This window comes from Ruegeria sp. AA6 (assembly GCF_056542865.1).
On the sequence record NZ_JBQGAN010000001.1, the window covers coordinates 1 to 25,112 of the forward strand.

Below are 25,112 nucleotides of genomic sequence, written 5' to 3' on the forward strand. Positions count from 1 at the left end.
ATTTGGGAGCGCGTTTGCCAAGGCGCCGGTAACCCAAACAGTGGACGACTTTTGCTCCGCCCAATGGCAGACTTTCTCACCGCCGTTGACAGCTTTGCCCAGAGCCTTTGCATCACGGCGCAGTTGATCGAGTGATTTGGTCATCGGTCTTCCCTCCGCTGCCCGACGGTCCGCCAATCCGGGCTGAGAAACCGATGTGGTTTTCATACATTTTTTCAGAGGTGCCGATGACAGCTTTCCGCGGACCAGGTGGCCGCCTCAGAACGGCCTAAGGCCAGAGTAACCTTTGCCAACATGTCTCGCAAGCTGGATGCGGAACAGGCCGCAACGCAGGCGGCTACAATACGCAGCGAATGGTTGCAACCCGGGCTGCGATCGCAGGATTCCGGTTGGCTACTGGGTGTCGGCTTTGCGCCGTTCCGTGTCAGGCAAAATCATACCGTATTAAAGAATCGATTGCCCAGTCGACTTCCAATCATTGAAAAACTGCTCGATACCGGTTTCTGTCAATGGATGCATTACCAATTTGCGGATAACGGATGGGGGGATCGTAGCAATGTCTGATCCGGCCAGGGCGACCTCTGTTATATGATTGGGGCTTCTGATTGATGCTGCAATGATTTCAGTTTCAATACCATAATTGTCATAGATAATCCTGATGTCACGGATCAGATCGGCTCCGTCCAGGTTTATGTCATCTAGTCGGCCAACGAACGGCGAAACATAGGTAGCGCCGGCCTTCGCCGCCAAGAGAGCCTGATTGGGTGAAAAGCAGAGTGTGACGTTTGTTCTGATACCTTCTCTTTTGAAATGAGCACAGGCCCTGAGGCCATCCAAGGTCAGGGGCAGTTTGACGACGACGTTGTCAGCGATTGTCGCGAGGTGCTCTCCCTCTGCAATCATTCCTGCAGTGTCCAAAGCTGCAACTTCTGCGGAAACAGGCGTATCCGTCAGAGTGCATATTTCAGCAATGACCTCTTTGAAATTGCGGCCCGACTTGGCGATCAGGCTTGGATTGGTCGTGACACCATCCAATATTCCCAAGTCCATCAGATCTTTGATGTCGTTTACTTCTGCGGTGTCTACGAAGAATTTCATGAGTTTTCCTCATCGCTTATCGGGTGATTTTGATTGCATCTGAAACCGCCCTGAGGCGCTGCATCAACGGTTTGTGGCATCCAGAGCGCAAGTTCAGAACGCGTAGCGCATCCCGAATTTGGTGTAATTCTGGTTCAATGTAAGATCGGCTTTCCGGCTCTCACGGATGACACGCTCAGCGTTGGGCAGATCGTTGGTTTTCGCGCGTTGCAAAGCGGGTTTTGGGTCATAACCATGCTTGATCCAGCGGTGTTGCAGCCGGTTTTCGAGTTCTTTAAAAGTTGGGCTGACAAAAATCGTCGCGGCGTAGACATCCGCCAGCTTTTTCCACGGGTCGCTGTCCATCAGAAGGTAGTTTCCCTCAACGACGACAGTCGGAGTGTCCGGGTGAACCGCAATCGCGTTGGCAATGGCCAAGTCCATTTGGCGGTCGAACTTGGGATAAAAGGACTCATGTCGTGCAAATTTCAACCCTCTGATTGCATTGCAAAACCCAACTCCATCGAAGGTTTCAGGTGCACCTTTCCTCGCCAGTAGTCCTCGCGATTCAAGCAAGCGATTGTCCAAGTGGTAGCCGTCCATGGGGACCAGCGTGGCAAGCGGAACCGCCAAGCTCTGCTCCGCGTTCAGCGATTGCACAACGGTTTCTGCTAGGGTCGACTTTCCGGAGGCAGGGGGGCCAGCGATTGCAACAATCGTCCGAACCCCAACTTGCCTCCGGGAGGAGATCAAGTCGCAAACGCGCTTTGCATCGTTTTCGATCACGCGGCGTCCTCTTTCGGAGGTTCCTTGGCACCGGTCATGAACGCTACCGCATCGGACATGGTGTAGTCTCTGGGGTCGATTGTGCAGAGGCGTTTGCCAAGCCGGTGCACATGGATGCGATCGGCGACTTCGAAGACATGCGGCATGTTGTGGCTGATCAGGATGATCGGAATGCCACGTGCGCGTACGTCCTGAATGAGTTCAAGCACCTTGCGGCTTTCTTTCACGCCCAAAGCAGCCGTTGGTTCGTCCATGATAATGAACTTGGTCGCAAAAGCGGCCGCACGGGCAACAGCTACGCCTTGGCGTTGGCCGCCAGACAGCGTTTCAACTGCCTGATTGATCGACTGCACGGTCATCAATCCAAGCTCAGTTAGCTTTTCACGGGCAAACTTCTCCATGGCAGGTCGATCAAGCTGACGCATGTATTTGCCCATGAAACCTTGTTTGCGGATCTCGCGCCCCATGAACATGTTGTCGGCAATCGACAGGGCAGGGGACATGGCAAGTTGCTGATAGACGATCTCGATCCCCATGTTTCGGGCGTCTATCGGAGAGGTGAAATTGACCTTCTTTCCTTCGATCAGAATCTCGCCCTCATCCGGGATTGTGGCACCACAAATCGCCTTGACGATGGATGATTTACCCGCGCCGTTGTCCCCTATGACTGCAAGGATTTCTCCCTGACGCAGTTCAAAGTCGGAATGGTCGATGGCGGTGACGTGGCCATAGCGCTTCACGATCCCGCGCCCTTGGACGACTGGAGTTGTGTCTGACATTAGCCCGATACCTTTCTAATCCACTGGTCAACGGCGACCGCTGCGATGATGAGAAGCCCGATGAGAAGGAAGGTCCACTGTGCGTCCGCGCCCAGCAGCCTGAGCCCCAGAGTAAATACGCCAACGATCAGTGCGCCGAACAACGATCCCAGAATGGATCCCCGCCCGCCAAACAACGAGATGCCCCCGATCACAACCGCCGTGATGCTTTCAATGTTGGCCAATTGACCAGATGTCGGCGAGACCGATCCGATGCGCCCGATCAAAGCCCAGCCTGCAAAGGCGCAGATTAACCCGGACAGCATGTAGACAGACATCAGCGTTTTGTGGACGTTGACGCCAGACAGTTCGGCGGCCTCGGGGTCGTCTCCGACCGCGTAGACATGCCGCCCCCAAGCCGTGTGGCGCAGCGCATATGCCAACACGACGATCAGCAGCAGCATGAACACCACGCCAATTGTAAAGGAGGCACCGCCAACGCTGAATTTGGTGCCGAAAAACTGCAGGAAGCTGGCTTCGGCCTCGATATCCTGACTGCGGATGGTTTCGTTGGCCGAATACAGGAAATTTGTCGCCAGAACGATCTGCCACATGCCGAGCGTTACGATGAAAGGTGGCAACTTAACCCGGCTGACCAGCCAGCCGTTTATGGCTCCGATGGCTGTTCCCACAGCCAGTCCACACATAACCGCAATCGGCACGGGGATGCCGTAACGGAAGGTGAACTGCCCCATGATAACGGATGAAAACACCATGATCGCGCCAACGCTCAGGTCGATGCCCGCCGTCAGGATGACCAAGCTCTGCGCTGCGGCGACGATGCCCACGATCTGTACCTGCTGCAGGATCAGGGTCATGGCAAAGGGTGAAAAGAACTTAGAGCCGAGAAGAAGACCGAAAATGATGATCGCGGCGACGAGGACGATAAGCGGTACAAGTGATGGGTTCACGTGCAACGCGTGTTGAATTTGCCCGATGGCACCGCGCCGGTGATCTTCGAACTCGGCGACTTTCTCACGCCGATTGGCTGCCGCTTCGAAGTCTTCTGCTTTTTTTGCAGTATCTGACATAACGCCTCCCTTATCGCGAAAGCTATAACGCGATTGTTGTCGTGCGACGGTTTCAGGGTTTTATCGACTGAAAGGTAGCGAGGCGACTCTGTCGCCTCGCCGGTCGGGTTCAACCCCAGCAGAGATTCAGACCTTCAGCGACCGAGATGGATTCAACGCCATCGACAGGTTTGTCCGTGATCAGACCAACGCCTGTGTCAAAGAAGTCCTTGCCCGGGGTGGTTTCCGGTTTTGAACCATCCTCGGCCCATTGCTTTACCGCCTCGACGCCGAGGGAAGCCATCAGCAACGGATATTGCTGGCTTGTCGCGCCTATGATTCCGGCCTCAACATTGCGCACACCAGGACAGCCGCCATCTACCGAGACGATCAGAACATCGTTTTCGCGTCCGATGGATTTCAAAGCCTCATAAGCTCCGGCAGCTGCGGGTTCGTTGATGGTATAGACCACATTGATCTCGGGGTCCGTGGCGAGCAGGTTTTCCATCCCCTTGCGGCCACCCTCCTCAGAGCCGTCCGAGACATCATGGCCCACGATGCGGGCATCGGTTTCATCGCCCCATTTTCCGGCATCACCGAGATCGACTCCGAATCCTTCCAAGAAACCCTGATTGCGCAGTACACCGACCGTCGGCTGCGAGATATTGATGTTGAGCAGGCCGATCTTTGCATCGGCTGCAGCGTCGCCCATCTGCCCTTTGGCCCATTGACCAATTAAAAGCCCGGCACGGTAATTGTCGGTCGCAAAGGTGGCATCTGCGGTGTCCGCGGGATCAAGTGGTGTGTCGAGGGCAATAACCAGCATCCCAGCATCCCGTGCCTGGCCAACCGCCGAACCGATTGAGGAAGTATCTGATGCCGTCAGCAGGATCCCCTTGGCGCCATCCAGAATGCAGGTCTCAATCGCTTGAACTTGTGTCTCATGATCGCCGTCAAATTTACCCGCAAAGGCCTTGAGCGTCATACCGAGTTCTTCGGCCTTAGCCGTCGCGCCTTCCTTCATCTTTACAAAGAATGGGTTGGTGTCGGTCTTTGTGATCAGGCAGACCGTTTCCCCTGCCGCTTGAGCAGATGCCGCAGCCATTGTGAGCACGGTCGCAGATGCAGCAAGCTTGAGTAGATTTCTCATGTTGTCCTCCCAGAAAATTGTTGTCGCCTCGCGTGGCGTTCCTGCGAGACGCGCCTCCATCCTCCAATGAAGGTCTTATTCAAGAAACTGTGATTCTGGTCGCCCTGTCAATAAATAAATAAAGTTTATTTATTAATTTGCCTGATTACCTTTTCATAGGAAAACAAGGCGTTTATGTTCGGAGATATGGAGAAAGAAGCACTAAAAATACTGACTGGCGGGGTCAGCCAAAGCGGTGTTCGCGATCACAACGAACGCCTGATTTTGACAGTTTTACAACGGCATGGACCCGCGGCAGGTGCAGACGTCGCGCGGTTGACGGGTCTCTCTCCTCAGACTGTATCCATCATTTTACGCAAGCTCGAAAAGGACGCGATTCTCAAGCGTGGAACGCCACTGCGTGGGAAAGTGGGTAAGCCGTCGATCCCGATGGAGCTAAACCCGGAAGGCATCTTGTCGGTTGGTATGAAGATTGGCCGACGCAGTGCTGACTTGCTTTTGATCGACTTTACGGGCAAGCCACGTCGCCAGCTTTCCACGACTTATGACTATCCTCTGCCTGAAGCCGTTTTCGGGTTTCTGGAAACGGGTTTGGAAACTCTTCTCTCGCACGAGCCCCAACGGCTTCGTGACCGGGTCTGCGGAATAGGGATTGGCACACCATTCGAACTTTGGAAATGGCATGACCTGTCTGGACTTGCGGCCAAGAAATTCAGGTCTTGGAAAAACGTGAACTTCTTTTCTGAGGTTGCCAAATTCAGTGACCTGCCAGTTTTTGTGGTCAACGATGCGACGGCCGCGTGTCACGCCGAACACCTCTATGGCCGTGGGGCAGAGTATCGCGATTACTTTTACTTCTTCATCGGATCTATGATCGGCGGCGGAGTCGCGCTGAACGGCACTGTATTCGAGGGCAACCAAGGCAATGCAGGTGCGTTAGGCGCGATGCGGACGACGGGTCCTTTGGGGGAAAGTCAGCAACTGATCGACACCGCCTCGTTGTTCCTGCTCGAGGACAGGCTGATCGAAGCCGGTGTCGATCCTGAAATTCTCTGGAAGAAGCCACAGGATTGGAGCAGCATTTCGCGATATGTCGAGCCATGGATTGGTACTACAGCACAGGAATTGGCCAAAGCTGCACTTTCCATCTGTGCTGTCATCGATTTTGAGGCGATTTTCATCGACGGCGCATTCCCACCGGAAGTGCGGGAAGAGTTGGTTTCACGGGTTCGCCGTTACCTAGTCAACCAAGATAAACGTGGTCTAATTCCTCCGGTTGTGGAAGCCGCGGCGGTTGGGGAAAACGCCCGTGGGATCGGTGCGGCGAGCAGCCCGATTTTCCGACAGTTTCTTTTGAACACTAATGCAGGGCTATCTGGGATGTAGCTGATGCTTCTCGGTGTCAAAAAACCTAATCAAGAAAGGCCCCTGAATCTGCTAAGTGTGGCGGACGGCGAAAGATAGCATTGGCTCTGTCGCAGTGCAGCATTGAACCCCGAGCGAAAGCGCGTATTTCCGTAAATGCTTCACTGCGGCACTCCGGCTTTTCGCAACCCCTCCACCAAATGTTCAAAATAGTCTTTGTTGTATCCAGGCAGGCTTTGGGCGACGAATGACAGCGAAAATTCGGGCTTTAGAGCAAGAGCTTTGGAAACGGCTGTGCGGGCTTCATCTATCTTGTCCAGCTGGGCCAGCGCCGCTGCACGGAACAAGTTTGGCCAGTATTCACGCTCGTTTTCTCTGACAGCCTTGCCTGCCCAGTGTTCTGAAAGCTCGTAGTTTTTCAATTGATAGTATGCCGATGCGTTGTTGACGTAGAACGTCCACAATAGGGGATCGTTGGGACTTAGTTTTATAGCCATCGCCACATGAGCCAGCGAGTCCTCCGCACGCCCCCCAGCTTTCAGGGCGAAGGCCATGCCGTGATGTGCAAGGGCAAAGTTGGGATTGAGTGTGATGGCCTTTTCCAGGCTGGCGATCCCAGAATCCGTATCTCCGGAAAGACAAAACGCCCGACCGAGGGCGTAGTGGGTCAGCGCTTCGCGGTCATCCAACGCCTTTGCTTTTTCTGCTAATTGAATTGCGTTCGTCACTGTATCGGAGGAATCGTCGGCAATTCGCATTATGACGTCTGAGACGCCCACAAGAGCTTGGCCAGCGTACGCCAAGGCAAAATCCGGATCGGCCCGCGCGGCCGTCTCAAACAACTGGTGAGCCGTTTCATTGTCCTGCTTGGTAAAGCGATTTAGATGCCAGTTTCCCCGTTGATACAGATCCCAAGCGTTGAGATTTGAGGTTGGCTTATGCTTCGCTCGGTCTTGCTCGGCGCCACGCAGCTCTGAATCGATACTGCCAACTATTGTCTCGGTAATCTCGTCTTGCAGTGCAAAAATGTCATCGAGTTCCCGGTCATAACGGTTGGCCCAAAGATGATTGGAACTTTCGGCATCAATCAGCTGCGTGGTGATGCGAACCCGGTTTCCGGCTTTTCGGACGCTTCCTTCAAGCACGTAACGAACGCCAAGCTCTTGTGCCAACCGACGCACATCCACCGCCTTGCCCTTGTGAACAAACGTTGAATTGCGGGCAATTACAAACAACCAGCGAATGCGCGATAGCGCAGTGATTATGTCTTCGCTAACCCCGTCTGCAAAATACTCCTGCTCGGGATCGCCGCTCATATTGTCAAAAGGCAAAACAGCAATCGATGGTTTTTCAGATGCTAGTTGCGCGCTGCCGTCCACGACGGCCTCGCGCTCACTTGACGCGGACCAATGCCAGGCGCGCACCGATTGGCCAATATTCTTCAGGTTTTGTTCGCCAAGGTCGCTAAAGATCGGCCCGGTTTTCATGCGCACGGCTTGTTGGACAATGTCGGATACGCAGACGCCGCCGGGTTCTGCCAACGCCTCCAGCCGCGCAGCGATATTGACACCGTCGCCATAGATGTCGTCCCCATCAATAATAACGTCACCAAGATTGACCCCGATGCGCAGGAGGATTGGGCCTCCGGTCCGCGCCAACGTTGATTGGACTGTCATTGCGCAATTCACGGCATCCATGACACTGGCAAATTCAACCAACGCCCCATCGCCCATCAGCTTGATGATGCGGCCGTTATGTTCGCTGACTGTCGGATCAAAGGTGTCCAGCCGATGTGATTTCAGGCGCTCAAGCGTGCCTTCCTCGTCTTCTTCCATCAGTTTGGAATAGCCGACAACATCGGCGGCGAGTATGGCGGTCAGCTTGCGGTTCAAATTCCGTTCCTCCACAGGGCCAAGTTAAACCCGATGGTGCGTAAAATCTATGCTGTGCATTTGATGGTAATAAGGCCGCAATAGGCAAAAAGCACCAAAGTGGAAGTAGTCGCAATTTGGCTGCTGCTACTGTTCCGACTCATTTACCAAAATGAGCTTGGACAGTTTGTTTAGGCATGCTCATCATTGTTTACATGTACCACGCGGCAGCCTGAACCAGTGCATTTGGCCACCAATCCAGGCGAAAGATCCGCGCCAGTGACGACTATGTCGTAATCCCAGATCATGTGCTTTCGACAAGGTAGATCGCGGCCAAATTTCGTGCTGTCTACCACTAGTATTTTTTGTGCTGCACACCCCGATATTGCGACGCGTGCGGCGATTTCGTCGGTGTTGTAATCCAACACCTCACCGGCCTCAGACACACCGCCGCAGCTGAATATCGCCTGCTCGACCCGATAATCAGAAAAAAAACTTGTGCTTGCAGTGCCGATCAGGTCGAGATCGCGCAACCGAACTGCACCACCAGCCACCATTACCTCGGCGCGAGGTGCTAGGTGCAAGGCGATCACGGCATGCAGGTTGTTTGTGGCGACAAACAATCCCTGGTGAGCGGCGAGTAGTTGTGCGCAGGCTTCTACGGTGGTGCCGGTGCCCAGAGCGATCCGGGCGCCATCCGCCACCAATCCTTTGACGGCCAACGCAATGCGCCGTTTTTCCAGCCGCGCCATACTGATACGCGGTGTGTATCCAATGTTTTCCGATTGTTGGCGCAGCCGGACAAGCCCATTGCGGCGCTGCACAAGCGATGACTCATCCAGATCACGTAAGTCCGCGCGAATGGTCTGGACCGAAACGTCTAGCCGCTCAGCCAGTTCCGAGGCTGAAAGCGCCGGATGCTCGCAGAGCATTCCAATGATCTGGTCCCTTCGACGGTTCAGTTCATTCCGCCTCATCGGCTTTCCTTTGAAAGTGAAACGCTCCTGCTTTTGTGCCTAACAACAACAGCAGAATCGCAGCAAGACAATTTTTCTTAAAAGGAATGTCACAAAAGCTTTTCAGACTCACATCATAAGGACCGCGTTCAACTTTCGTACGAAAGCCAAACCGGAGAGCTTTGATGAAAACCCTTCTGACAGCCGCTGCCGTGGCCTTGGCCGCCACTGTGTCCCATGCCGAGACCCTGACCGTGTATACGTCTCAGCCCAATGCCGACGCTCAAAAGACGGTCGATGCTTTTATTGCCGCCAATCCCGGTGTCGAAGTCGACTGGGTGCGCGACGGAACCACCAAGCTGATGGCGCGCCTGCGTGCCGAGATCGAGGCTGGAAATCCGCAACCTGATGTGCTGCTGATCGCGGACACCGTCACGCTGGAAGGCATGGCGCAAGAGGGGCTGCTAAAAGCCTATAAGTCGCCCGAGGCCGAAGCCTATGATCCGGCGCTGTACAGTGCGGATGGCTATTATCACTCGACCAAGCTGATCACGACCGGGATCGTCTACAATACCGGGGCCGAGGTTCAGCCCGCATCATGGTCCGATCTGGCTAAGCCGGAACTGAAAGGCCAGATTGCCATGCCTTCGCCGCTTTATTCAGGTGCTGCGCTGATCCATCTGGCGACGCTGACTGGGGATGATACTTTGGGCTGGGACTACTACAACCAGTTGGCGTCGAACGAGGCGCGGGCCAAGGGTGGCAATGGTGGCACGTTCAAAGCGGTCGCCTCGGGTGAAAAACCCTATGGTGTCGTGGTCGACTTTCTGGCGATCCGCAACAAAGCGGACGGATCGCCGGTCGAATTTGTCTTCCCGCAGGAAGGTGTGTCTTACGTGACCGAACCGGTCGCGATCATGGATAGCGCCAAAAACGTTGAGACAGCCCAGAAATTCGTCGATTTCGTTCTGTCGCAGCCGGGCCAGGATCTTGTGCTTGAGATGGGCTATATCCCCGCCCGCGACGGCATGGATGTGCCCGAAGGTTTCCCGGCACGTGAAGAGATCAAGCTGATGGCTTTTGATCCTGCGAAGGCGTTGAAAGATGCCGAAGCCAACAAGGCGAAGTTCGCCGACGTTTTCGGTGCTGAATGACCTACATGCCGCTGAATGCGGGGCGCAGCCGGTCCGAGGGCCGGCTGCTGTCTATTGTACTGATTGTTGCCATTGTCCTGACGCTGGCACCGGTCCTGCGTCTGTTCATCGAGGGGTTCACGGCGGGTGGGGCGCTGAATCTTGCATTTTTGACCGACGTGCTGGCGCGGGACTCTACCCAATCTGCTTTGCGACATTCACTGGTGACCGCAGGTTTGGGAACGCTGGTGTCCGTTGTGATTGGCAGTATCTTTGCCTTTCTGGTCGCTCTGACCGATTTGCGGCGCAAGGCGGCGCTGGTGTTCTGCCTGATGATCCCGCCACAAATTACCGCACTGTCCTGGACACAGATCATGGGGCCTTCGTCGGTGCTGCTGAAAACCCTGGGACTGGCACCATCCTTGGGTGCGCCACAGCCGCTTTATTCACCAGGCGGGATCATTCTACTGCTGGGGATTCAGCACAGTTCGATCATTTTTTTGACTTTGCGCGCGGGCCTGCGTTCAATCCCACAGGATGTGGTTGAGGCGGCGCGGGTTTCAGGTGCGCGCGGTCTACGGGTTTGGTGGCAGATCGTGGTGCCGCTTAGCGTGCCCAGTCTTGCCGCAGGTGTGGCCATCACCTTTGTCACCGCCTTAGGGAATTTTGGAATTCCGGCCATGCTGGGCATTCCAGCCGGGTATTCGACGCTGCCGACACTGATCTATCAGCGGCTCGCGGGCCTTGGAACGACCGTTCTGGCCGAAGTCGCGGTCCTGGCGATTTTGATCGGCGCGGTCGCTATCGCAGGCATTCTGCTTCAACGCCTGTTTCAGCGCCGCCAGAAGGTGCATCTGGTTGGCAGTACGGCACGGCCGCTGTCCATACCGCTGGGCCGTGCACGCCTGCCTGTCGAGGTTGCGCTTTGGACAGTCATCCTCGCCATTCTGGTGCTGCCGATGTTGGGTCTGCTGGCGACGTCTTTGGTTCCTGCCTATGGCGTGCCTCTACGATGGGATACCCTTTCGCTCAGCGGCTGGCACGAGGCATTGTTCCGCCAGCCCGCAACTACACGGGCCTTTGCGAACTCGTTCAGCCTGGCGATCGGAGCCGCACTGTTACTGATGGCCCTGTGCCTGCCACTGGCGTGGCTGATGGAACGCCACCCAACCCGGTTGGGGCGTCTGTTCGACAGTCTGTTGGATCTGCCCTATGCCTTGCCGGGAGTTGTTCTGGCCATCGCGATGATCCTGCTGCTGATCAATCTGCCGTTTACCAGTTACACGCTCTACGGCACGATCTGGATCATCTTTCTGGCCTATCTGGCGCGGTTCTTTACGGTGATGTTCCGCCCCGTGCAATCCAGCCTGAAACAGCTTGACCCGGCAATGAACGAGGCCGCGCAATCTGTTGGCGCGTCGCTGTTGCGCCGTCTGCGGGACATCATCCTGCCGCTGACCGCTCCTTCGGCGGCGGCGGGGGCCATACTGGTATTTCTGACCGCGTTCAACGAACTGACGGTTTCGGCACTGCTGTGGTCATCGGGAACCGAAACGCTTGGGGTGGTGATTTTCAACCTTGATGACAGCGGCGAAGCGGTAATGGCCTCGGCCGTCGCCATGGCGGTCGTCGTGGTCGTGATCATTCTGATGAGCGTGATCCAACTGACCTCTCACCAACTTCCGAAAGGAGTTGTCCCATGGCAAAGCTGACCCTCTCCTCCGTCGGTAAATCCTTCGATGGCACACCCGCCGTTTCAGATGTTATGGCAACGGTCGAAGATGGCGAGTTTGTCGCCCTGCTGGGGCCGTCCGGGTGCGGCAAGTCCACTTTGCTGCGCCTATTGGCGGGGTTCGAACTTCCCTCGGAAGGCCAGATACATATCGGGGCACAAGAGGTTGCGAATGCTAAAAGCGGATACGCCTTGGCCCCCGAGGACCGCAATATCGGTTTCGTCTTCCAGTCCTACGCTCTGTGGCCGCATATGGATGTCCGCCGCAATGTGGGCTACCCGCTGGAGGTTCGGTCGGTTCCCAAATCCGAGCGCGCGCGCCAGATCGAAGCGGCGTTGCAGGCCACCGCGCTGATCCCATATGCGGATCGGATGCCGTCGGACCTGTCCGGCGGGCAGCGTCAGCGCGTGGCCTTGGCCCGCTGTCTGGTGTCTGATCCGACGGCCGTTCTGCTGGATGAACCGCTTGCCAATCTGGATGTAGCTCTGCGTGCGTCGATGCAGGACGTTTTTTCAGACTTTCACCAGCGCACTGGCGCGACCATGGTCTACGTCACCCATGATCAGGCCGAAGCGATGGCCATGGCCGACCGCATCGCGGTGATGGAGGCTGGGCGCATTGTACAGTTCGACACACCCGAACGCCTCTATGCCCGACCGCAAAACCGGTTTGTGGCCGGGTTCATCGGTGAGGGCAGCGTCCTGCCGGTGACGGACCCAACCCCTGCCGCAGATGGGGCCGATGTCACCCTGTTAAATCATCGTATCAGGGTTAGAAGCAACAGCGCCTCGCCCACGCTCAGTTGTCTGCGCCCCGAGGATATCGTTCTGGGCGAAACGGGCATGCTGCGCGCATGTGTTGAGCGCAGCACCTACCTCGGAGGGCAATACAGGCTGCGCTTGCGCACTGCGGACGGGGCAGAACTGACCGCTCGAACACACATCCGCCACATGCCGGGGGATCAGCTTGGGCTGAGTCTTTCGACACCCTGGGCGTTTTCCGAGACTTAACTGAACGAGGGTATCATGCATTACGTTACGGTCCTGTCCGGGATCGGCGATAAAGGTCCTGCCTGCATGCTGTTGGAGACCGCCGGTCGGCGCTGGCTGCTGGATTGCGGCTTTGGTCCGGAAGCAAATGCCAAGTTTGATCCCGACTGGCTTGAGGACGTCGAAGCGGTTTTTGTGACTCATGACCATATCGACCATATCGGAGGTGCGGCCTATGCCATCGAGGCCGATCTGCCGATCTTTGCCACGCGGCGCACCGCACTATCGTTGCCACCATCTGCCGACCTGCATCTTTTGCCGGAGAAAGGCAGTTGCGCGATCGGAGGCGTTCGGGTCACGACCGGGCGGAATGGTCACGCGTTGGGCGGGGTCTGGCTGCATTTCGATCTGGGCGATGGGTTGTTCTATTCCGGCGATTGGTCCGAGGAGTCGCGTTGGTTCGCCTTTGATCCGCCGCCTCGGGCGGGGACGGCGATTTTGGATTGCAGCTATCATCTGGATAACCTGTCCCAGGCGCAACGCCTGGATGCCCTGAACGACCTGCTGGATGGATTGACCGGCCAGGTCCTTTTTCCTGTGCCGCCCTCGGGACGGGCGGGGGAACTGGCGTTGCATCTGGTGCGCCGATATGGGGCAAACAACGTGATGCTGGACCCGGAATGTCGGGCGGCATTGCGCGCTGCGCTCGCCACGGACGGGGTCAACGGCGGCGCGCATGAAATTGCACCACTGTTGGAGCGGGGCGATCTGGACGGCGCGCGGTTTCTGATCTGCGATACACCCAACGCCGATGGCGGTGCGGCCTGGGGCTATGTGCGCGCCTGGCTTGAAGGCGGGCGGCTTGGGCGCGACGCGCATGTGGTTTTCACAGGACACATGACGGCACATGCCCGTGGCATCGAAAAGGTGGACGGCGGACATTTTCGGCGTTGGAACGTGCACCCACCCTTATCGGATCAGATCGGAATGCTACGTCACCTTGGCGCGCGCCGCTTTGCACCCGCTTTCTGCGCTTTGCCGGAGGAATACTTTCTGGAAACAGGTTTTGAGGCAGAGGTGTTTCTGCATGACAGGATTACGCTTTGACCTTGCCAATTCTGCCCCGGTTGCCTCAGCGCGACTTCACTCTGATCCGGCACGGTGAAACCACCGCGAACCGGGACGCCATCATTGCAGGCAGGCTGGATGTCGCTCTGACCGATGCGGGCCGCATGCAGGCGCGTGGTTTGGCCCAAAGAAGCTGGCCTGAAGACGCGGATATTTTTTGCAGCCCGATGTCCCGTGCGGTCGAGACCGCCCGACTGGGGTTCCCGGGGCGTATCTTGCAGCAACATCTCGGGCTGGTCGAACGCAATTGGGGATGCTTCGAAGGGTTGTCGCTGGACAGGTTACCACCAAGAGACAGCCACCCGGAACAAGGGGAGGCATGGCTGGACATGATACTGCGCGTCCATCGCGCATTGTGCGATGGCATGGAAAAGGCCGGCGGAGGTTCAGTGATTTTTGTTTGTCATTCGGGCGTAATTCGGGCCGCTCGCCTCTTGATCGGGCAAACTACCGTGGGAACGCGCCCTCGGAATGCGGTGCCGCATTTCTTTCTCTGGGATGGAGTGAGCCATACCGAGCATGTTGACGTGAAACCGGTTTGAGCTTTTGGGAGTGATCAAAAGAAGCACCGCGAAGCTGACGTAGATGTTTGGCTTGCCTTTAACGGCATAGATTCATTGCGTCCCATCGAATTTGGCTGCCGCTTTGAATTGGTTGTTATACTGGGCTGCATCGTTCCTGAGCTCTGCAACGCGCCCCTAGAGCCCGACGTTGTGCGGCGTACCAATATCAGCTTTCAGAGATAACTTGATTGAAGCTATCGCGCGGAGTGACAACTGCCAGTGCAGTGCGATCGAACTTACTCTTCGGCGCAATCCGCCCAACAGCCCGCTTTTCGGGGCGGGCAATAAATTGCTTCGCGGGTCTTGTCAGAAGAAATTGTCTTGAGGTGGGCAAGAGATTTTCGTGGCTTCGGGCCCTAGCCAATTGATTTCTGTTAAATTTCTTAAAAATTGGCCCCGAGATTATTCGCCTTTCCGTGATGTTAGGCGTTCGCTTCCCACTGTCGTTTTGAAACGTGGAAGATCAGTTGCATGAGCGCAGCATCGAAGTAAGCCGTGAAACTTTGCCGTATTAGTGGAACCGTTTCGGCCCGATGTTTACGCTTTATAACCGAAAGAGACGGGCCCTGCGGTTGCGGGCGTTCTCAAATTCGAATTGGTGCATTGACGAAGTTTTTAGAAAATCAATGGCAAGCGCCACGATCTGTAACGAGCAGTCCAAAATGAGGGCAAAGTTCTATATGCCCTTGTCACCAAAAGTCTAAACAAGCAGGCTGCGCTGAAATCCTAAGGAAATTATTGAAGCAACACGATGCTACGGATGAAGCCGTTGCAGATCGCTTCGCTTCATGTCGAGCTGCGCTCAGAAATCTCGGTGTGAGGAAAAAGCAGAAAACGGGCAGGTGGATAAACAATTGGGGTGAAGGTTCGCACTCACCCTTCCGACGTCAAGAACACGCGAAGCAGCGTTTAAGGCGTATGCGATTTTTGCAGAAACTCGCCGCCGTTCATTTTTTCGTCTGCGACCACTTCAACTGCGAACGACCTCGCACCAGCAGAGTCACATTCAATGTGGACACGCACGCAGCTCTCGCCGAGTGGCGTTAACGTGGCGCGGCGTAAAGGACAGCACTGATGGCGCAACTGAGACCGGTTCGAATTGTTCTGACATCACCTCGACGACCAAACAATTTAGAACCGCCGCGTGTTAGATCGCAATAAAGCGGCATAGGTCGAAACAGCAACGAGCCAGATCCTGCGATGCCAATCATCTGCTCGTGTTCCGGGTCATTCGACGACTGACATTATGGCCAACCTGAATTTTCTTCCAGATAGACATGGTGGCTGCTATCACTGAGGTTAGTTTTTCAAATTTTTTCAAGCAACGTGGCCTGGTTGGCTCCGTTGTACATCTGGTTGGGGAGGTCCAAGTTATGGATAAGAAGACTTTTGAATCGATTCAACAAGTTAAGCATGACCCTAAATCCGGCCCCTTGACCGAGGGCGAGTTGCTGCAGGCGCTCCATGAACAAAGACTGGCGGTCACCGGTGCCAAGATCGATCGCGATTTTAACCAGATCAGTGAGTTTCAGCGCTTTGTGCGGCTCGAACTTGAAGCGGGCAAGGGGCCAGCATGGACGCAGGAGGTCCAGGATCTGGCGGAGGTAATTGAAAAAGAAGCATTTGTGCGGATGTACGCCGAACTTGGGTTACAGCAAATTCCGGCAGAACGTAGTCATTTCAACAGCGTCCATCAAATGCTGGATGCAATCAACTACGTCGTGCATACTGCGCCAATCTACAAGGACGTCAGCTCCATATCATGGCAATTCCCTCTGTCGGCGCTGATGAATTTCTGGATGATGACCCCTGCGGGCAAAAGACTGATGCGTATGCCGCAATTCAACTCTGGCATGAACGCGATCATGAAGGCCTGGTGCAAATTCCTGGACAGCCCGGACAGTCGATATGTCCTGAATACCGGGCCGACGGGGTGGCTTAATCCCAAAGCGCTTGAATACAACCAAGTGCTGGAAGACTATGTTGTTCCGGATAAAGATGCGCCTTATTGGGGTTGGAAATCCTACAACGACTTCTTTCACCGCATGGTGCGCGAGGACAAGCGCCCAATTGATGACCGCGACTCTAATCGCACCATCAATTCGCCCAATGACGGTGTGGCTTGGGCCCTGGAAAACTATGTTCAGCGCGACGACGCCTTCTGGTTGAAGAGCCAAGCCTATTCGATGGCCAACCTCCTGAACAACAGTGAATTTGTTGACCGTTTTGTTGGTGGTTCCGTCTATCAGACTTACGTCAACGGTGGGGCCGACTGGCATGGGTTTAGCGCGCCGATCAATGGAACCGTGGTCGGGCTGGAACTTATCGAAGGGTATGCCTGGACCGAAAGCGATGCTGTCGGCCCGGATCCGATGTCAGGTCCCTATTCGCAGGGTTGGGCTGCCGGTGTTGCGACCCGTGGTTTGATCTACATTGACAGTCACGACAAAAAGCTTGGGGTTGTCTGCGTGGTTCCGATTGGCCTGACTGAGGTATCCTCGCTGGAGTTCGCGCCCCATCTGGCAGTTCACAAGCCGGTCAAGAAAGGCGACTTGCTAGGCAATTTCAGCTTCGGCGGATCTTCGTTTGCCTTGGTATTCCAGCCCGGCGCAGTCAAAGAGTTTTTGGTTAAACCTCCGCTGATCGGACGCAACGCCCAGCCCGAAGATACGCTGCGCGCCAACGCAAAATGCGCGATTGCCAATCTGGAAGGCGACGACAACTGACCTGTATATCCGGCGGTCTGTTCCGCCGATTGCCGGAATTCGTATTGGGGGAGGGGCGTATGTCGAACGCTGCACAACTGGACCGAAAATATGCGGAACTTCCTGCTGTGTCGGCGGGGAAGCTGCCAGCTGACAGACACGCCGTTTCGGACTGGCATCGTGACCTTCGAGAAATCGTCGCGGGTAAACGTGACGCCCCCCTGCGCCCGTCCGTTGCGGCCTTCGAGAGCCTGATGAAACGTGATGGCGTCGTCAGGATGCTGGTTAGCGAAATGATCGACGAAGTGGATCCGGCGCACAAGCATGTCGATGATATCCCGGAACTTCTTGCGCAACTCAGCTATATCGTCACCGACGCGCCAATCTGGGAAGAGAAAGAGGAAAAGCGGAACTTCTTCCCGATGTCCAAGCTGTTTACCTACATGATGATGACACGGGCGGGCGAGGCTGCTTTTCGCAATCGCGCTATGAATGACGCGCTGCGGCTCATCCTGCGTGAATGGTGCCATTATCTGGACAGCCCGGCCAGCCAACATGTGATCAATCGCGGGGCTCATGGTTGGCTGTCGCTTGGTGCGTGGGCTTACAATGAACTTGATGAATTCATTCTTCCCGACCCCGAAGCCGAACACGGCGGCTTTCCAAGTTTTAACGCTTATTTTCACCGTGAGATAAAGCCCAAGGCCCGCCCGGTTGCCGGGCGCGGAGATCCGAAGGTCGTGGTTTCCCCAAATGACGGCAAAATCTTCCGCGTTGCCCGCGAAGTGGATCTGGAACGGGAGTTCTGGGTAAAGGAGCAGCCCTATTCTTTGCGCGACATGCTTGCGGGCAGCGATCTGACCGAGATGTTCGACAAAGGAGATGTGCTGCAAAGCTATTTGTCTGGCGCGGATTACCATCGCTGGCACGCGCCGGTTTCCGGTAAGATACTGGCCACCGATGTCATCGAGGGACTTATGTTCTCGAACCTCGCGAGCCTTGGTAATGCGGTCAAAGGTGTTAGTGCTCAGGGCTATTACACGGCCGTCAACACACGCGGGCTTGCGTTTATAGAAGCGGATCACAAGCCGCTTGGCATTGTTTGCGTCATGCCGGTAGGCATCACCGAGATATCTTCGATCAGGCACGCTGTCGCGCCGGGTGATCACGTGTCAAAAGGGCAAGAGATCGGGCGGTTTTCTTACGGCGGCTCCAGTATGGCGGTTCTGTTTCAGAAAGGTGCGATCGATTTCTTTGATGTTAAGAACCCGCCCACGCCCGATGAAAGCGAAACAATCAAGGTGAACGCCGCCATTGCGGTCTCCAACTGAACCGCTACAAATCCCGCGCGTGAGTTGTGTAAAGGTGCCGCCCATGGACTACCCCATGCGTTAGGGTGCGACTGTATTTACCGCGCCGGTACTATGTCGTTTCCAGTGCCGGTTTTAGGATGTTGATCCGGATCGGGTCGACTAGGCCGCGCAACGGCGCAGAGCCTACGTCAGTCAGGGGGAAATCCCGCGTCAATCGCCGAGCGGTATTGCCCGAGACAATCACCATCGAGCCGCGTTCCTTGTTCAACTGCTCGAGCCGCGCAGCGGTATTTACCGTCGAGCCAACGACTGTGTAGGTCAGACGTGATCCGTCGCCGACATTGCCTGCAATAACATTGCCGGTATCGATTCCAATTCGCGTGCGCAGGGTGATACCGGCAAACTGCCGGGTTTCAGTTATTTTGTTGATTTCCATAGCCGCCATAACGGCGCGATCTGCGTGGTCCGCTACCGTGACCGGAACGTTGAAAAGGGCCATGAGGGCATCGCCTTCGAAATTATTCACAATGCCGCCTTGTCGCGTAATCGGCTCAAGAACTGTATGGAAATACGCGTTCAGCATCTCGAGAATGCGTTCGGCGGGATGGCTTTCGACAATTCTTGTGAAGTCCACGATATCGGTCATCAAGACCGTCGCAACGGTTCTTGTCGGCTCCAGGTCTCCCCCGCTTTCGACCATCTTCTTTGCGACGATGTCGGGGATATATTTACCCAACATGTCACGAATGAATTCCATCTGCTGCCGCACGGCGTCATTGAGACGTTTTTTGGTCAATGATCCACTGATCCTTGCCTTTAGCAATACCGGATCAAACGGTTTGTGCAGGTAGTCTTCCGCGCCGAGTTGAATGCACGCAACAGCATCCGAAGTTTCGTTGATTGCAGACACGACAATGACCGGCAAGGTTCGCAGGTTTGGGTCCGCCTGCATTTCGCGCAAAACCTCGTGGCCGGTCATTTCCGGCATGAGAATATCCAGCAAGACGAGGTCATAGGTGTTGGCGCGCATCATTTCCAGGGCGATCAGCCCGTTTTCCGCCTGATCGGATTCATGCCCAAGCGCACGAACTGCCATAGAGAGTTTCAGGCGGTTGGTTTCGTGATCATCGACGATGAGTATCTTGCCTGGCTGATCTGTCATAGAATTTCCCCGTCTCTGATCTGTTTCGAGACAATAACAAGCTCGGCTTCTACCGCACTCCATTCCGAGGCTGCTTTTTGGATGAGCTTTACCGCATCTTCTGCCCCCCCCGACGCACCGATTTTTTCCAACTCGGCGCATTGCGCGGCAAGCGTGGTTGCACCAAAATCTGCAGCGCTTGATCTTACGGTATGGGCGGCAATGCGCAGTTTTTCGGGGTCTCTGGCGGCACCCGCCTTCAGTTCGACGAAGAGTTTGGGTGCTTCTTTGCAGAAGCTTTCAAGCAATTCATCGAACATGACCGGATCTCCGCCAATGAGGTCCATCAACCGTTTTATCGCGGACCTGTCGATCAGCGTTTCAGCGTTCCGGTGGTTGATGGATGTTTTTTTGCCCGGCCACTCTTCACATTCCGGTTGTGTACCAAGTTTTTTCGGCGAGAGGTCGTTGTGGGTAAGCGCGGCGTGACAATCTTCGAGTACGGCGATCAATTTGGGGATTTCTATGGGCTTTCGAACGATGTCCACGGCCCCGGCCGCCTGACACGCCAGCCAATCCCGTTGCATGACATTTGCGGTCATCATGACAACGCGGGGCCAACCGGATGGGAACCGGCGTCGAACTTCTTCTGTCGCATCTTTGCCGTCCATCTCGGGCATATGGATGTCCATGAGCACAAGATCATAGGTCTTTTCTTCAAGCTTCTCGAGCGCCTCAATGGCGTTTTCTGCCGTGTCGATTTTGTACCCCAGCCTTTTCAGGACCTGCGTGGCAATCTTTCGGTTTGTCGGGTGATCATCAGTCAACAATATCCGCAGGGGGCATCTTTGCGCCAATTCAGGATCAAGCGAGGATGCGACCGGATTAAACGTTGCCGAGCCCGAACCGTCGCCAAAAAGTGTGTCAATCAGGGTATTGTACAGAATAGACGGTTTGAGAGGCTTTTGAACCAATGTGGTGAAACCATCCAACTGCCCGGCTGAATGTCCCAAACGCACCATTGATATGCCGGGGGTCGATTGTATCGCATTCGCAAATTCTGAAATGTCCGCCCCCGCTTCTGAATAATGATCTGCGTCCACCGCAAAAACATCGAAACGTGTTCCTCTGTTGAGGAGATGAACTGCGTCCTGAAGGGTTTCGGCCGTGGTAATTTTCATACTCCATTTTGAAACATATCGCTTCAGTTCCTCGCATGTGGTGGACCCGCCGTCGCACAGGATCAACATTGATTTGCCGGTCAGTTCGACGCCCCCAAGCGTCTGATCTTGGGCGGTAACCTGCAGGCCAAGCTTTACGCTGAACGAGAAAGTGGTGCCCACGTCTAGGGTACTGGTCACGCCAATTTCGCCATCCATCAATTCCACCAGCCGTTTTGAAATCGCGAGGCCAAGCCCCGTGCCCCCGTATTTCCGTCTGGTCGAAGCATCCACCTGCCTGAAGGATTGAAACAAACGGTCGATACGATCCTCGGGGATGCCGATACCGGTATCGCGTACTTCAAAGCGGTAAGTGCCTGCGTTTGGTGACTCCTCGGCGATAAAGCTGATATCGATCGCCACTTCGCCCCGCTCGGTGAATTTGACTGCGTTGTTGAGCAAGTTGATGAGGATTTGCCGAAGTCGCGTGATATCCCCTACGACTGCTTCCGGCGTGCCGTCGTGGATGCGATAGGCTAGGTCCAGATCCTTGTCCGATACGACAAAGGCAATCATGTCCAGAGTGCTTTCAACACAGTCCCGCAGGTCGAACGGTGCATATTCAAGCTCCAGCTCACCCGCCTCGATCTTTGAAAAGTCGAGAATGTCATCGATGATCGCGACGAGCGCTTTGCCGCTGTCGTGAGATGTCTGAACATAGTCGCGTTGTTCGCGGGACAAGGGCGTGTCCAACATCAATTCCGCCATTCCCAGGATGGCGTTCATCGGCGTGCGAATTTCGTGGCTCATTCTGGCCAGAAATTCGGTTTTGTGCTCGCTTGCGCGTTCAAGCTTGTCGTAGAGCGATTCCAGCTCTGCGCTCATCCGATTAACATTGTCGGCCAGTTCACCCAGTTCGTCCCGGTTTTCTACTATGAGCTTTCCGGAAAAATCGCCTGACGATATCTGTGCCAGACGGGTGTTGGTGCGTTCGAGGGGGCGGACGATAGTGCCGGAAAGCGCGTATCCGACCACAAGCGCGATCAAAACGCTGACCACGGCCGTTGCGATGAGAGTGTACCGGGAAATCTGATAGGATTTCCTGCCTTGAGCCGCCTTCTGGATCATGTCGGCCTCGGCGCTGGCAATGAGTGCGTAAGTCAGCCGTTCGATGGAGTCGCCCAGCCGTGCAGCCGATCGCATCTGGAAGGCTTCGGCAACCTCTGTCTGCCCCGCCGCCAAAAGCCTGATTACTTCATACCCGATCTCGACCAGTTGTGCGTAGTCGTCCTTGATCGTATCGACCTTTTTCCGATCCTCGGCCGATATGAATTCCGCTCGATTGAAGTCATACGCGATCTGGCTGATTTGCCGCCGCGCGGTATCCAGATCGCGTGCGCTGTTTTCCAAAAAGGCGTTCGAGACGATAAAGCGTAGTGCAGTTGTGTTGCTTTGAAGTGCCTGATACGCGGCGATTTTCCTCTGAAGTTCGATAAGCGACTGAGTTCGCCTGTCCGAGTCTCGGAGTGCTCCGATGCCGACCGCGCCCAGCACAACAAACAGGCCAACAAGACCGAACAATGCGATAGAAAGCTTGAAGCCAATCCGGGCGTCGATGCGCGCAAAGATTTTTGGCAGCCAGTCGAGCATCAGCTCCGCGCATGGTCCGCAATGGCGCGGATATCTTCAAGCAGTTCATCCGTGTCGAACCGCTCGCCCAGATACTGAACGCGCATGACGCCATCTGGATCGATGACTGTGGTCAGAAGATTGTGATTGATAGTGTTACGTGTGTCCGTTGCCATCAGAACGCCAAATGCATTGGCAACGCGACGCACGTCGGCATGCTGACCGGTCAAAAACGACCATCCTTCGGGGGAATAGTCCAGGTTTGTCGCGAACTCTTTGAGAACTTCTGGGTGATCGTAGTCCGGGTCCACTGTCACGGACACGAAATAGACGTCTTCGCGATAGCCGTCCTCCAGGTCTTCCTGCATTGTGGCGAGCTTGGACGTCAGGATCGGACAAAGGTCATAGCAACGTGTGAACATGAAGCTGACAAGCACAACCCGGCCTTCGACCTCTGAAAGCGAAAAGGCTTCTCCGTTCTCGTCGATAAGGGTAAAGTCAGGAGCCTGACCGAGGTTTGAATAGGGCGAGTCGTCTTGCCGAGCCCCCGCCATCCAGATGATGGCTCCGGCCAACACTGCCACAACACCCGCGCTATAAAGTGTGCTGCGTCCAAAAAACCAGGCCATTTTCAGGACTTCATCTCTTTCAGGAGCTGGTTCAAAGGCGCCCAGTCCGTACCGGAAGCGATGATGCTTTCGGGGGTGGCATCAATGATCCCGGCCTCATTCAGGCGTAGCGCATAAAACCGCAATGTGTCTTCGGGATCATAGGTATCCCATGCATCGTAGGGCAGATCCTGCAGCGTACGCATTGCATAGTCGATTGTGGGTGACTGACCTTCATCGACAAGCCATTGCGCTGCAATTTCAGGCGTTTCCGAACACAGTTGGTTGGCCTTGAGAATCGCGCGCAGCGCCCGCTTTGCCGCAATCGGGTTCTCGGCAGCAAATGTTTTGTTGGCTGCAACCATGCAGCAGAAATAGTGCTGCCAGGGATTGTCGGTCGTAGTGTTCAGAATGACGTGTCCGATACCCTCGTCATGCAGGATGTAGTTGAGCGGTGGAAAGCTCGCCATGGCGTCGATCTTGTTTTCCGCCAGCATGCCGGCCCAGTCATTGGGATGCGCAAAAACCCATTGAACATCCTTTTCCGGGTCCAGCCCGATATAGGCAACAACGCTGGCCAGCAGATACCGTTCGGGGCTGCCCAGCCCGTGAATGGCCACACGTTTGCCCTTGAGATCGCCCACCGTTGCTATGCTCTCATTCGCAAAGATTTCGACGCAACCTGCATGCAGCCCGCTCAGTACGACAATTGGTTCGCCCTGAGAGATCGGAAGCACCCAGTCGACACCAAGTGCCGCGCTCATATCTGCTGTACCATCAGTGAGCGCATGCGCGTACGAACCGTCGTCCCCAAGCGAAACATACTCAATCTCTGTGAAGCCCTCCATTTGCAGGAACTGTTCCGCTACATACTGAGGGGCATAGCAGAGTACTGGAAATTTGCGGTCACGGATAAGTCGAATACGCGTGGTTTCCGGCGCTTCGTCCGCTCTGGAAGAAACCGAACCGAGGCCAGCCGCACCGGCGGAAATGGCAGCCGCACCAAGTGTAAAGCCACGGCGATTAAGAAAATTTTTGTTAAAACGCATGTTTTTGGCCTTTTGCTTGCTTATAGCGCAGAGGCTATGCCGCACATGATAGCAGAATTTTAGACTAAGTCATTTTTGCCGATTACTTAGATTTCAGGTGGAAACATGTCGTTTGCCGCTTTCTCAAAAATGAGTCGTGTTGAATGGGGAACTTGAGCTGGATTTGGTCTTGTCAGAAGGACTTGGGTTGAGACGGGCAGGGCGCCCTCGTAACCGTCGTGCACTAATCTGCGATTGCCATTCAAGCACTTCTAAACCGGTTCCGAGATCATCCGTTTGGTGGTGACGTTGTACGTTCGGTTCCCGCTATCGCTTCGGAGCGTGAAAGATCCGTTGAATGAGCGTAGTATTGAAGTGAGCCACGAGACAGTCCGCTATTTTGGGAACCGTTTTTGCCCGATGTTAGTGCCCGAAATCGAAATGGCATGTCGACGGCGTGCTCATATAGGTAAGCGGTCGGCGGCACTGTTTTTGGGGCGTCGTTGATCGCGAAGGCGAGCTGCGTGAAGCGATTGCCACCAACTGTCAAAACAAATAGGCAGCACTAAAACTCAATAAGAAACTGACGCGGCGTTACGGTTCTTCAGATGAAGTTGTATCCGGTCGCTTTGCATCATACCGGGCTGTGCTCAGAGATGTCGGAGCGAGGGAAAAACGGGTAACTTAACAACCGGGTTGAGAACTCGCATCTTTCGCTTCGACAAAGAGATCGCGCAAGGCGGCGTTTTAGGCGCATGCGAAATTTGGTGTAATTCTCCACCGTCTAGTCCTTTGCATACAACAATATTGACCATAAACGATCTCTCACTAGCCGAGACACCTTCAAGCTGACACAAGCGACCGTTTTCCCCGAATGGTGCCAACCTTGCAGTTCACAGTGAACATCTCATCTGGCCGGGCTGAGACTGTTTCAAAATTGTCTGACTGC

General features: G+C 55.2%; 19 protein-coding genes and 2 pseudogenes. 10 read left to right on the forward strand and 11 right to left on the reverse strand.

Translation table 11 applies throughout. The features are described 5' to 3' along the window. Positions 1 to 444: 444 nt before the first annotated feature. From fsa to ACR0LN_RS00025, 5 genes are all read right to left on the reverse strand, one after another. Positions 445 to 1,098: a fructose-6-phosphate aldolase gene (gene fsa, locus ACR0LN_RS00005; RefSeq protein WP_480426725.1), complete on the reverse strand. Its 654-nt coding sequence runs from the start codon at positions 1,096 to 1,098 to the stop codon at positions 445 to 447. Between the two features lie 93 nt (positions 1,099 to 1,191). After that, the gene (locus tag ACR0LN_RS00010; RefSeq protein WP_480426727.1) at positions 1,192 to 1,710 is read right to left on the reverse strand and encodes a nucleoside/nucleotide kinase family protein; all 519 of its coding nucleotides are present in this window, start codon (positions 1,708 to 1,710) and stop codon (positions 1,192 to 1,194) included. Positions 1,711 to 1,859: 149 nt separating this feature from the next. After that, entirely contained in the window at positions 1,860 to 2,642 is a 783-nt protein-coding gene (locus ACR0LN_RS00015; RefSeq protein ID WP_480426729.1) for an ATP-binding cassette domain-containing protein, read from the reverse strand. Further along, positions 2,642 to 3,712, reverse strand: coding sequence for an ABC transporter permease (locus ACR0LN_RS00020; RefSeq protein ID WP_480426730.1), 1,071 nt, complete (start codon positions 3,710 to 3,712; stop codon positions 2,642 to 2,644). Before ACR0LN_RS00020 ends, ACR0LN_RS00015 begins: the two co-directional genes overlap by 1 nt. 109 nt (positions 3,713 to 3,821) lie before the next feature. Further along, on the reverse strand, positions 3,822 to 4,841 hold the full coding sequence (locus ACR0LN_RS00025; RefSeq protein ID WP_480426732.1) for a substrate-binding domain-containing protein: 1,020 nt from the start codon (positions 4,839 to 4,841) through the stop codon (positions 3,822 to 3,824). Between the two features lie 186 nt (positions 4,842 to 5,027). Between ACR0LN_RS00025 and ACR0LN_RS00030 the strand changes: the two genes are divergently transcribed. Further along, the gene (locus tag ACR0LN_RS00030; RefSeq protein ID WP_480427675.1) at positions 5,028 to 6,227 is read left to right on the forward strand and encodes an ROK family transcriptional regulator; all 1,200 of its coding nucleotides are present in this window, start codon (positions 5,028 to 5,030) and stop codon (positions 6,225 to 6,227) included. Positions 6,228 to 6,367: 140 nt separating this feature from the next. On the opposite strand, the gene ACR0LN_RS00035 is transcribed toward ACR0LN_RS00030, so the two are convergent. Continuing rightward, positions 6,368 to 8,098, reverse strand: coding sequence for an adenylate/guanylate cyclase domain-containing protein (locus ACR0LN_RS00035; RefSeq protein WP_480426734.1), 1,731 nt, complete (start codon positions 8,096 to 8,098; stop codon positions 6,368 to 6,370). A gap of 170 nt (positions 8,099 to 8,268) precedes the next feature. After that, positions 8,269 to 9,054, reverse strand: a complete 786-nt coding sequence (locus ACR0LN_RS00040; protein ID WP_480426736.1) for a DeoR/GlpR family DNA-binding transcription regulator — start codon at positions 9,052 to 9,054, stop codon at positions 8,269 to 8,271. Positions 9,055 to 9,218: 164 nt separating this feature from the next. Between ACR0LN_RS00040 and ACR0LN_RS00045 the strand changes: the two genes are divergently transcribed. From ACR0LN_RS00045 to ACR0LN_RS00080, 8 genes and pseudogenes are all read left to right on the forward strand, one after another. Continuing rightward, on the forward strand, positions 9,219 to 10,187 hold the full coding sequence (locus tag ACR0LN_RS00045) for an ABC transporter substrate-binding protein (protein ID WP_480426738.1): 969 nt from the start codon (positions 9,219 to 9,221) through the stop codon (positions 10,185 to 10,187). Further along, positions 10,184 to 11,878, forward strand: coding sequence for an ABC transporter permease (locus tag ACR0LN_RS00050; RefSeq protein WP_480426739.1), 1,695 nt, complete (start codon positions 10,184 to 10,186; stop codon positions 11,876 to 11,878). The genes ACR0LN_RS00045 and ACR0LN_RS00050 overlap by 4 nt, the downstream gene beginning before the upstream one ends. Then, complete coding sequence (locus ACR0LN_RS00055; protein ID WP_480426741.1) at positions 11,866 to 12,909, forward strand: ABC transporter ATP-binding protein; 1,044 nt, start codon at positions 11,866 to 11,868, stop codon at positions 12,907 to 12,909. Before ACR0LN_RS00050 ends, ACR0LN_RS00055 begins: the two co-directional genes overlap by 13 nt. A gap of 15 nt (positions 12,910 to 12,924) precedes the next feature. After that, a complete protein-coding gene (locus tag ACR0LN_RS00060; RefSeq protein ID WP_480426742.1) occupies positions 12,925 to 13,995 on the forward strand; it encodes an MBL fold metallo-hydrolase in 1,071 nt (356 codons plus the stop codon). Beyond that, a complete protein-coding gene (locus ACR0LN_RS00065; protein ID WP_480426745.1) occupies positions 13,992 to 14,558 on the forward strand; it encodes a histidine phosphatase family protein in 567 nt (188 codons plus the stop codon). Before ACR0LN_RS00060 ends, ACR0LN_RS00065 begins: the two co-directional genes overlap by 4 nt. Before the next feature lie 392 nt (positions 14,559 to 14,950). Continuing rightward, a pseudogene (locus ACR0LN_RS00070) lies at positions 14,951 to 15,626 on the forward strand (DDE-type integrase/transposase/recombinase). 230 nt (positions 15,627 to 15,856) lie between these two features. Beyond that, complete coding sequence (locus ACR0LN_RS00075) at positions 15,857 to 17,305, forward strand: phophatidylserine decarboxylase associated domain-containing protein (protein WP_480426748.1); 1,449 nt, start codon at positions 15,857 to 15,859, stop codon at positions 17,303 to 17,305. 59 nt (positions 17,306 to 17,364) lie between these two features. Next, positions 17,365 to 18,615, forward strand: coding sequence for a phophatidylserine decarboxylase associated domain-containing protein (locus tag ACR0LN_RS00080; protein ID WP_480426750.1), 1,251 nt, complete (start codon positions 17,365 to 17,367; stop codon positions 18,613 to 18,615). A gap of 91 nt (positions 18,616 to 18,706) precedes the next feature. Here ACR0LN_RS00080 and ACR0LN_RS00085 read toward each other — a convergent pair whose 3' ends face one another. From ACR0LN_RS00085 to ACR0LN_RS00100, 4 genes are read right to left on the reverse strand one after another with little or no spacing between them, the layout of a single operon-like run. After that, positions 18,707 to 19,759 (reverse strand): adenylate/guanylate cyclase domain-containing protein, encoded by a 1,053-nt coding sequence (locus ACR0LN_RS00085; RefSeq protein ID WP_480426752.1) that lies wholly within the window; start codon positions 19,757 to 19,759, stop codon positions 18,707 to 18,709. Further along, positions 19,756 to 22,548, reverse strand: a complete 2,793-nt coding sequence (locus ACR0LN_RS00090) for a hybrid sensor histidine kinase/response regulator (RefSeq protein WP_480426754.1) — start codon at positions 22,546 to 22,548, stop codon at positions 19,756 to 19,758. The genes ACR0LN_RS00085 and ACR0LN_RS00090 overlap by 4 nt, the downstream gene beginning before the upstream one ends. After that, positions 22,548 to 23,156 carry an SCO family protein gene (locus ACR0LN_RS00095; RefSeq protein ID WP_480426756.1) on the reverse strand — a complete coding sequence of 203 codons (609 nt, stop codon included), beginning with the start codon at positions 23,154 to 23,156 and terminating at the stop codon, positions 22,548 to 22,550. Before ACR0LN_RS00095 ends, ACR0LN_RS00090 begins: the two co-directional genes overlap by 1 nt. 2 nt (positions 23,157 to 23,158) lie before the next feature. Next, complete coding sequence (locus ACR0LN_RS00100; protein WP_480426758.1) at positions 23,159 to 24,184, reverse strand: ABC transporter substrate-binding protein; 1,026 nt, start codon at positions 24,182 to 24,184, stop codon at positions 23,159 to 23,161. Positions 24,185 to 24,451: 267 nt separating this feature from the next. On the opposite strand from ACR0LN_RS00100, the pseudogene ACR0LN_RS00105 reads away from it, so the two are divergent. Beyond that, a pseudogene (locus tag ACR0LN_RS00105) lies at positions 24,452 to 25,065 on the forward strand (DDE-type integrase/transposase/recombinase). The last annotated feature ends 47 nt before the right edge of the window (positions 25,066 to 25,112 follow it).

Coding starts and splice junctions, on each gene's coding strand:
- fsa (WP_480426725.1), bottom strand. CDS start 1,098: ATGAAATTCTTCGTAGACACCGCAGAAGTAAACGACATCAAAGATCTG.
- ACR0LN_RS00015 (WP_480426729.1), bottom strand. CDS start 2,642: ATGTCAGACACAACTCCAGTCGTCCAAGGGCGCGGGATCGTGAAGCGC.
- ACR0LN_RS00020 (WP_480426730.1), bottom strand. CDS start 3,712: ATGTCAGATACTGCAAAAAAAGCAGAAGACTTCGAAGCGGCAGCCAAT.
- ACR0LN_RS00025 (WP_480426732.1), bottom strand. CDS start 4,841: ATGAGAAATCTACTCAAGCTTGCTGCATCTGCGACCGTGCTCACAATG.
- ACR0LN_RS00030 (WP_480427675.1), top strand. CDS start 5,028: ATGGAGAAAGAAGCACTAAAAATACTGACTGGCGGGGTCAGCCAAAGC.
- ACR0LN_RS00040 (WP_480426736.1), bottom strand. CDS start 9,054: ATGAGGCGGAATGAACTGAACCGTCGAAGGGACCAGATCATTGGAATG.
- ACR0LN_RS00045 (WP_480426738.1), top strand. CDS start 9,219: ATGAAAACCCTTCTGACAGCCGCTGCCGTGGCCTTGGCCGCCACTGTG.
- ACR0LN_RS00050 (WP_480426739.1), top strand. CDS start 10,184: ATGACCTACATGCCGCTGAATGCGGGGCGCAGCCGGTCCGAGGGCCGG.
- ACR0LN_RS00055 (WP_480426741.1), top strand. CDS start 11,866: ATGGCAAAGCTGACCCTCTCCTCCGTCGGTAAATCCTTCGATGGCACA.
- ACR0LN_RS00060 (WP_480426742.1), top strand. CDS start 12,925: ATGCATTACGTTACGGTCCTGTCCGGGATCGGCGATAAAGGTCCTGCC.
- ACR0LN_RS00075 (WP_480426748.1), top strand. CDS start 15,857: ATGGTGGCTGCTATCACTGAGGTTAGTTTTTCAAATTTTTTCAAGCAA.
- ACR0LN_RS00080 (WP_480426750.1), top strand. CDS start 17,365: ATGTCGAACGCTGCACAACTGGACCGAAAATATGCGGAACTTCCTGCT.
- ACR0LN_RS00085 (WP_480426752.1), bottom strand. CDS start 19,759: ATGACAGATCAGCCAGGCAAGATACTCATCGTCGATGATCACGAAACC.
- ACR0LN_RS00090 (WP_480426754.1), bottom strand. CDS start 22,548: ATGCTCGACTGGCTGCCAAAAATCTTTGCGCGCATCGACGCCCGGATT.
- ACR0LN_RS00095 (WP_480426756.1), bottom strand. CDS start 23,156: ATGGCCTGGTTTTTTGGACGCAGCACACTTTATAGCGCGGGTGTTGTG.
- ACR0LN_RS00100 (WP_480426758.1), bottom strand. CDS start 24,184: ATGCGTTTTAACAAAAATTTTCTTAATCGCCGTGGCTTTACACTTGGT.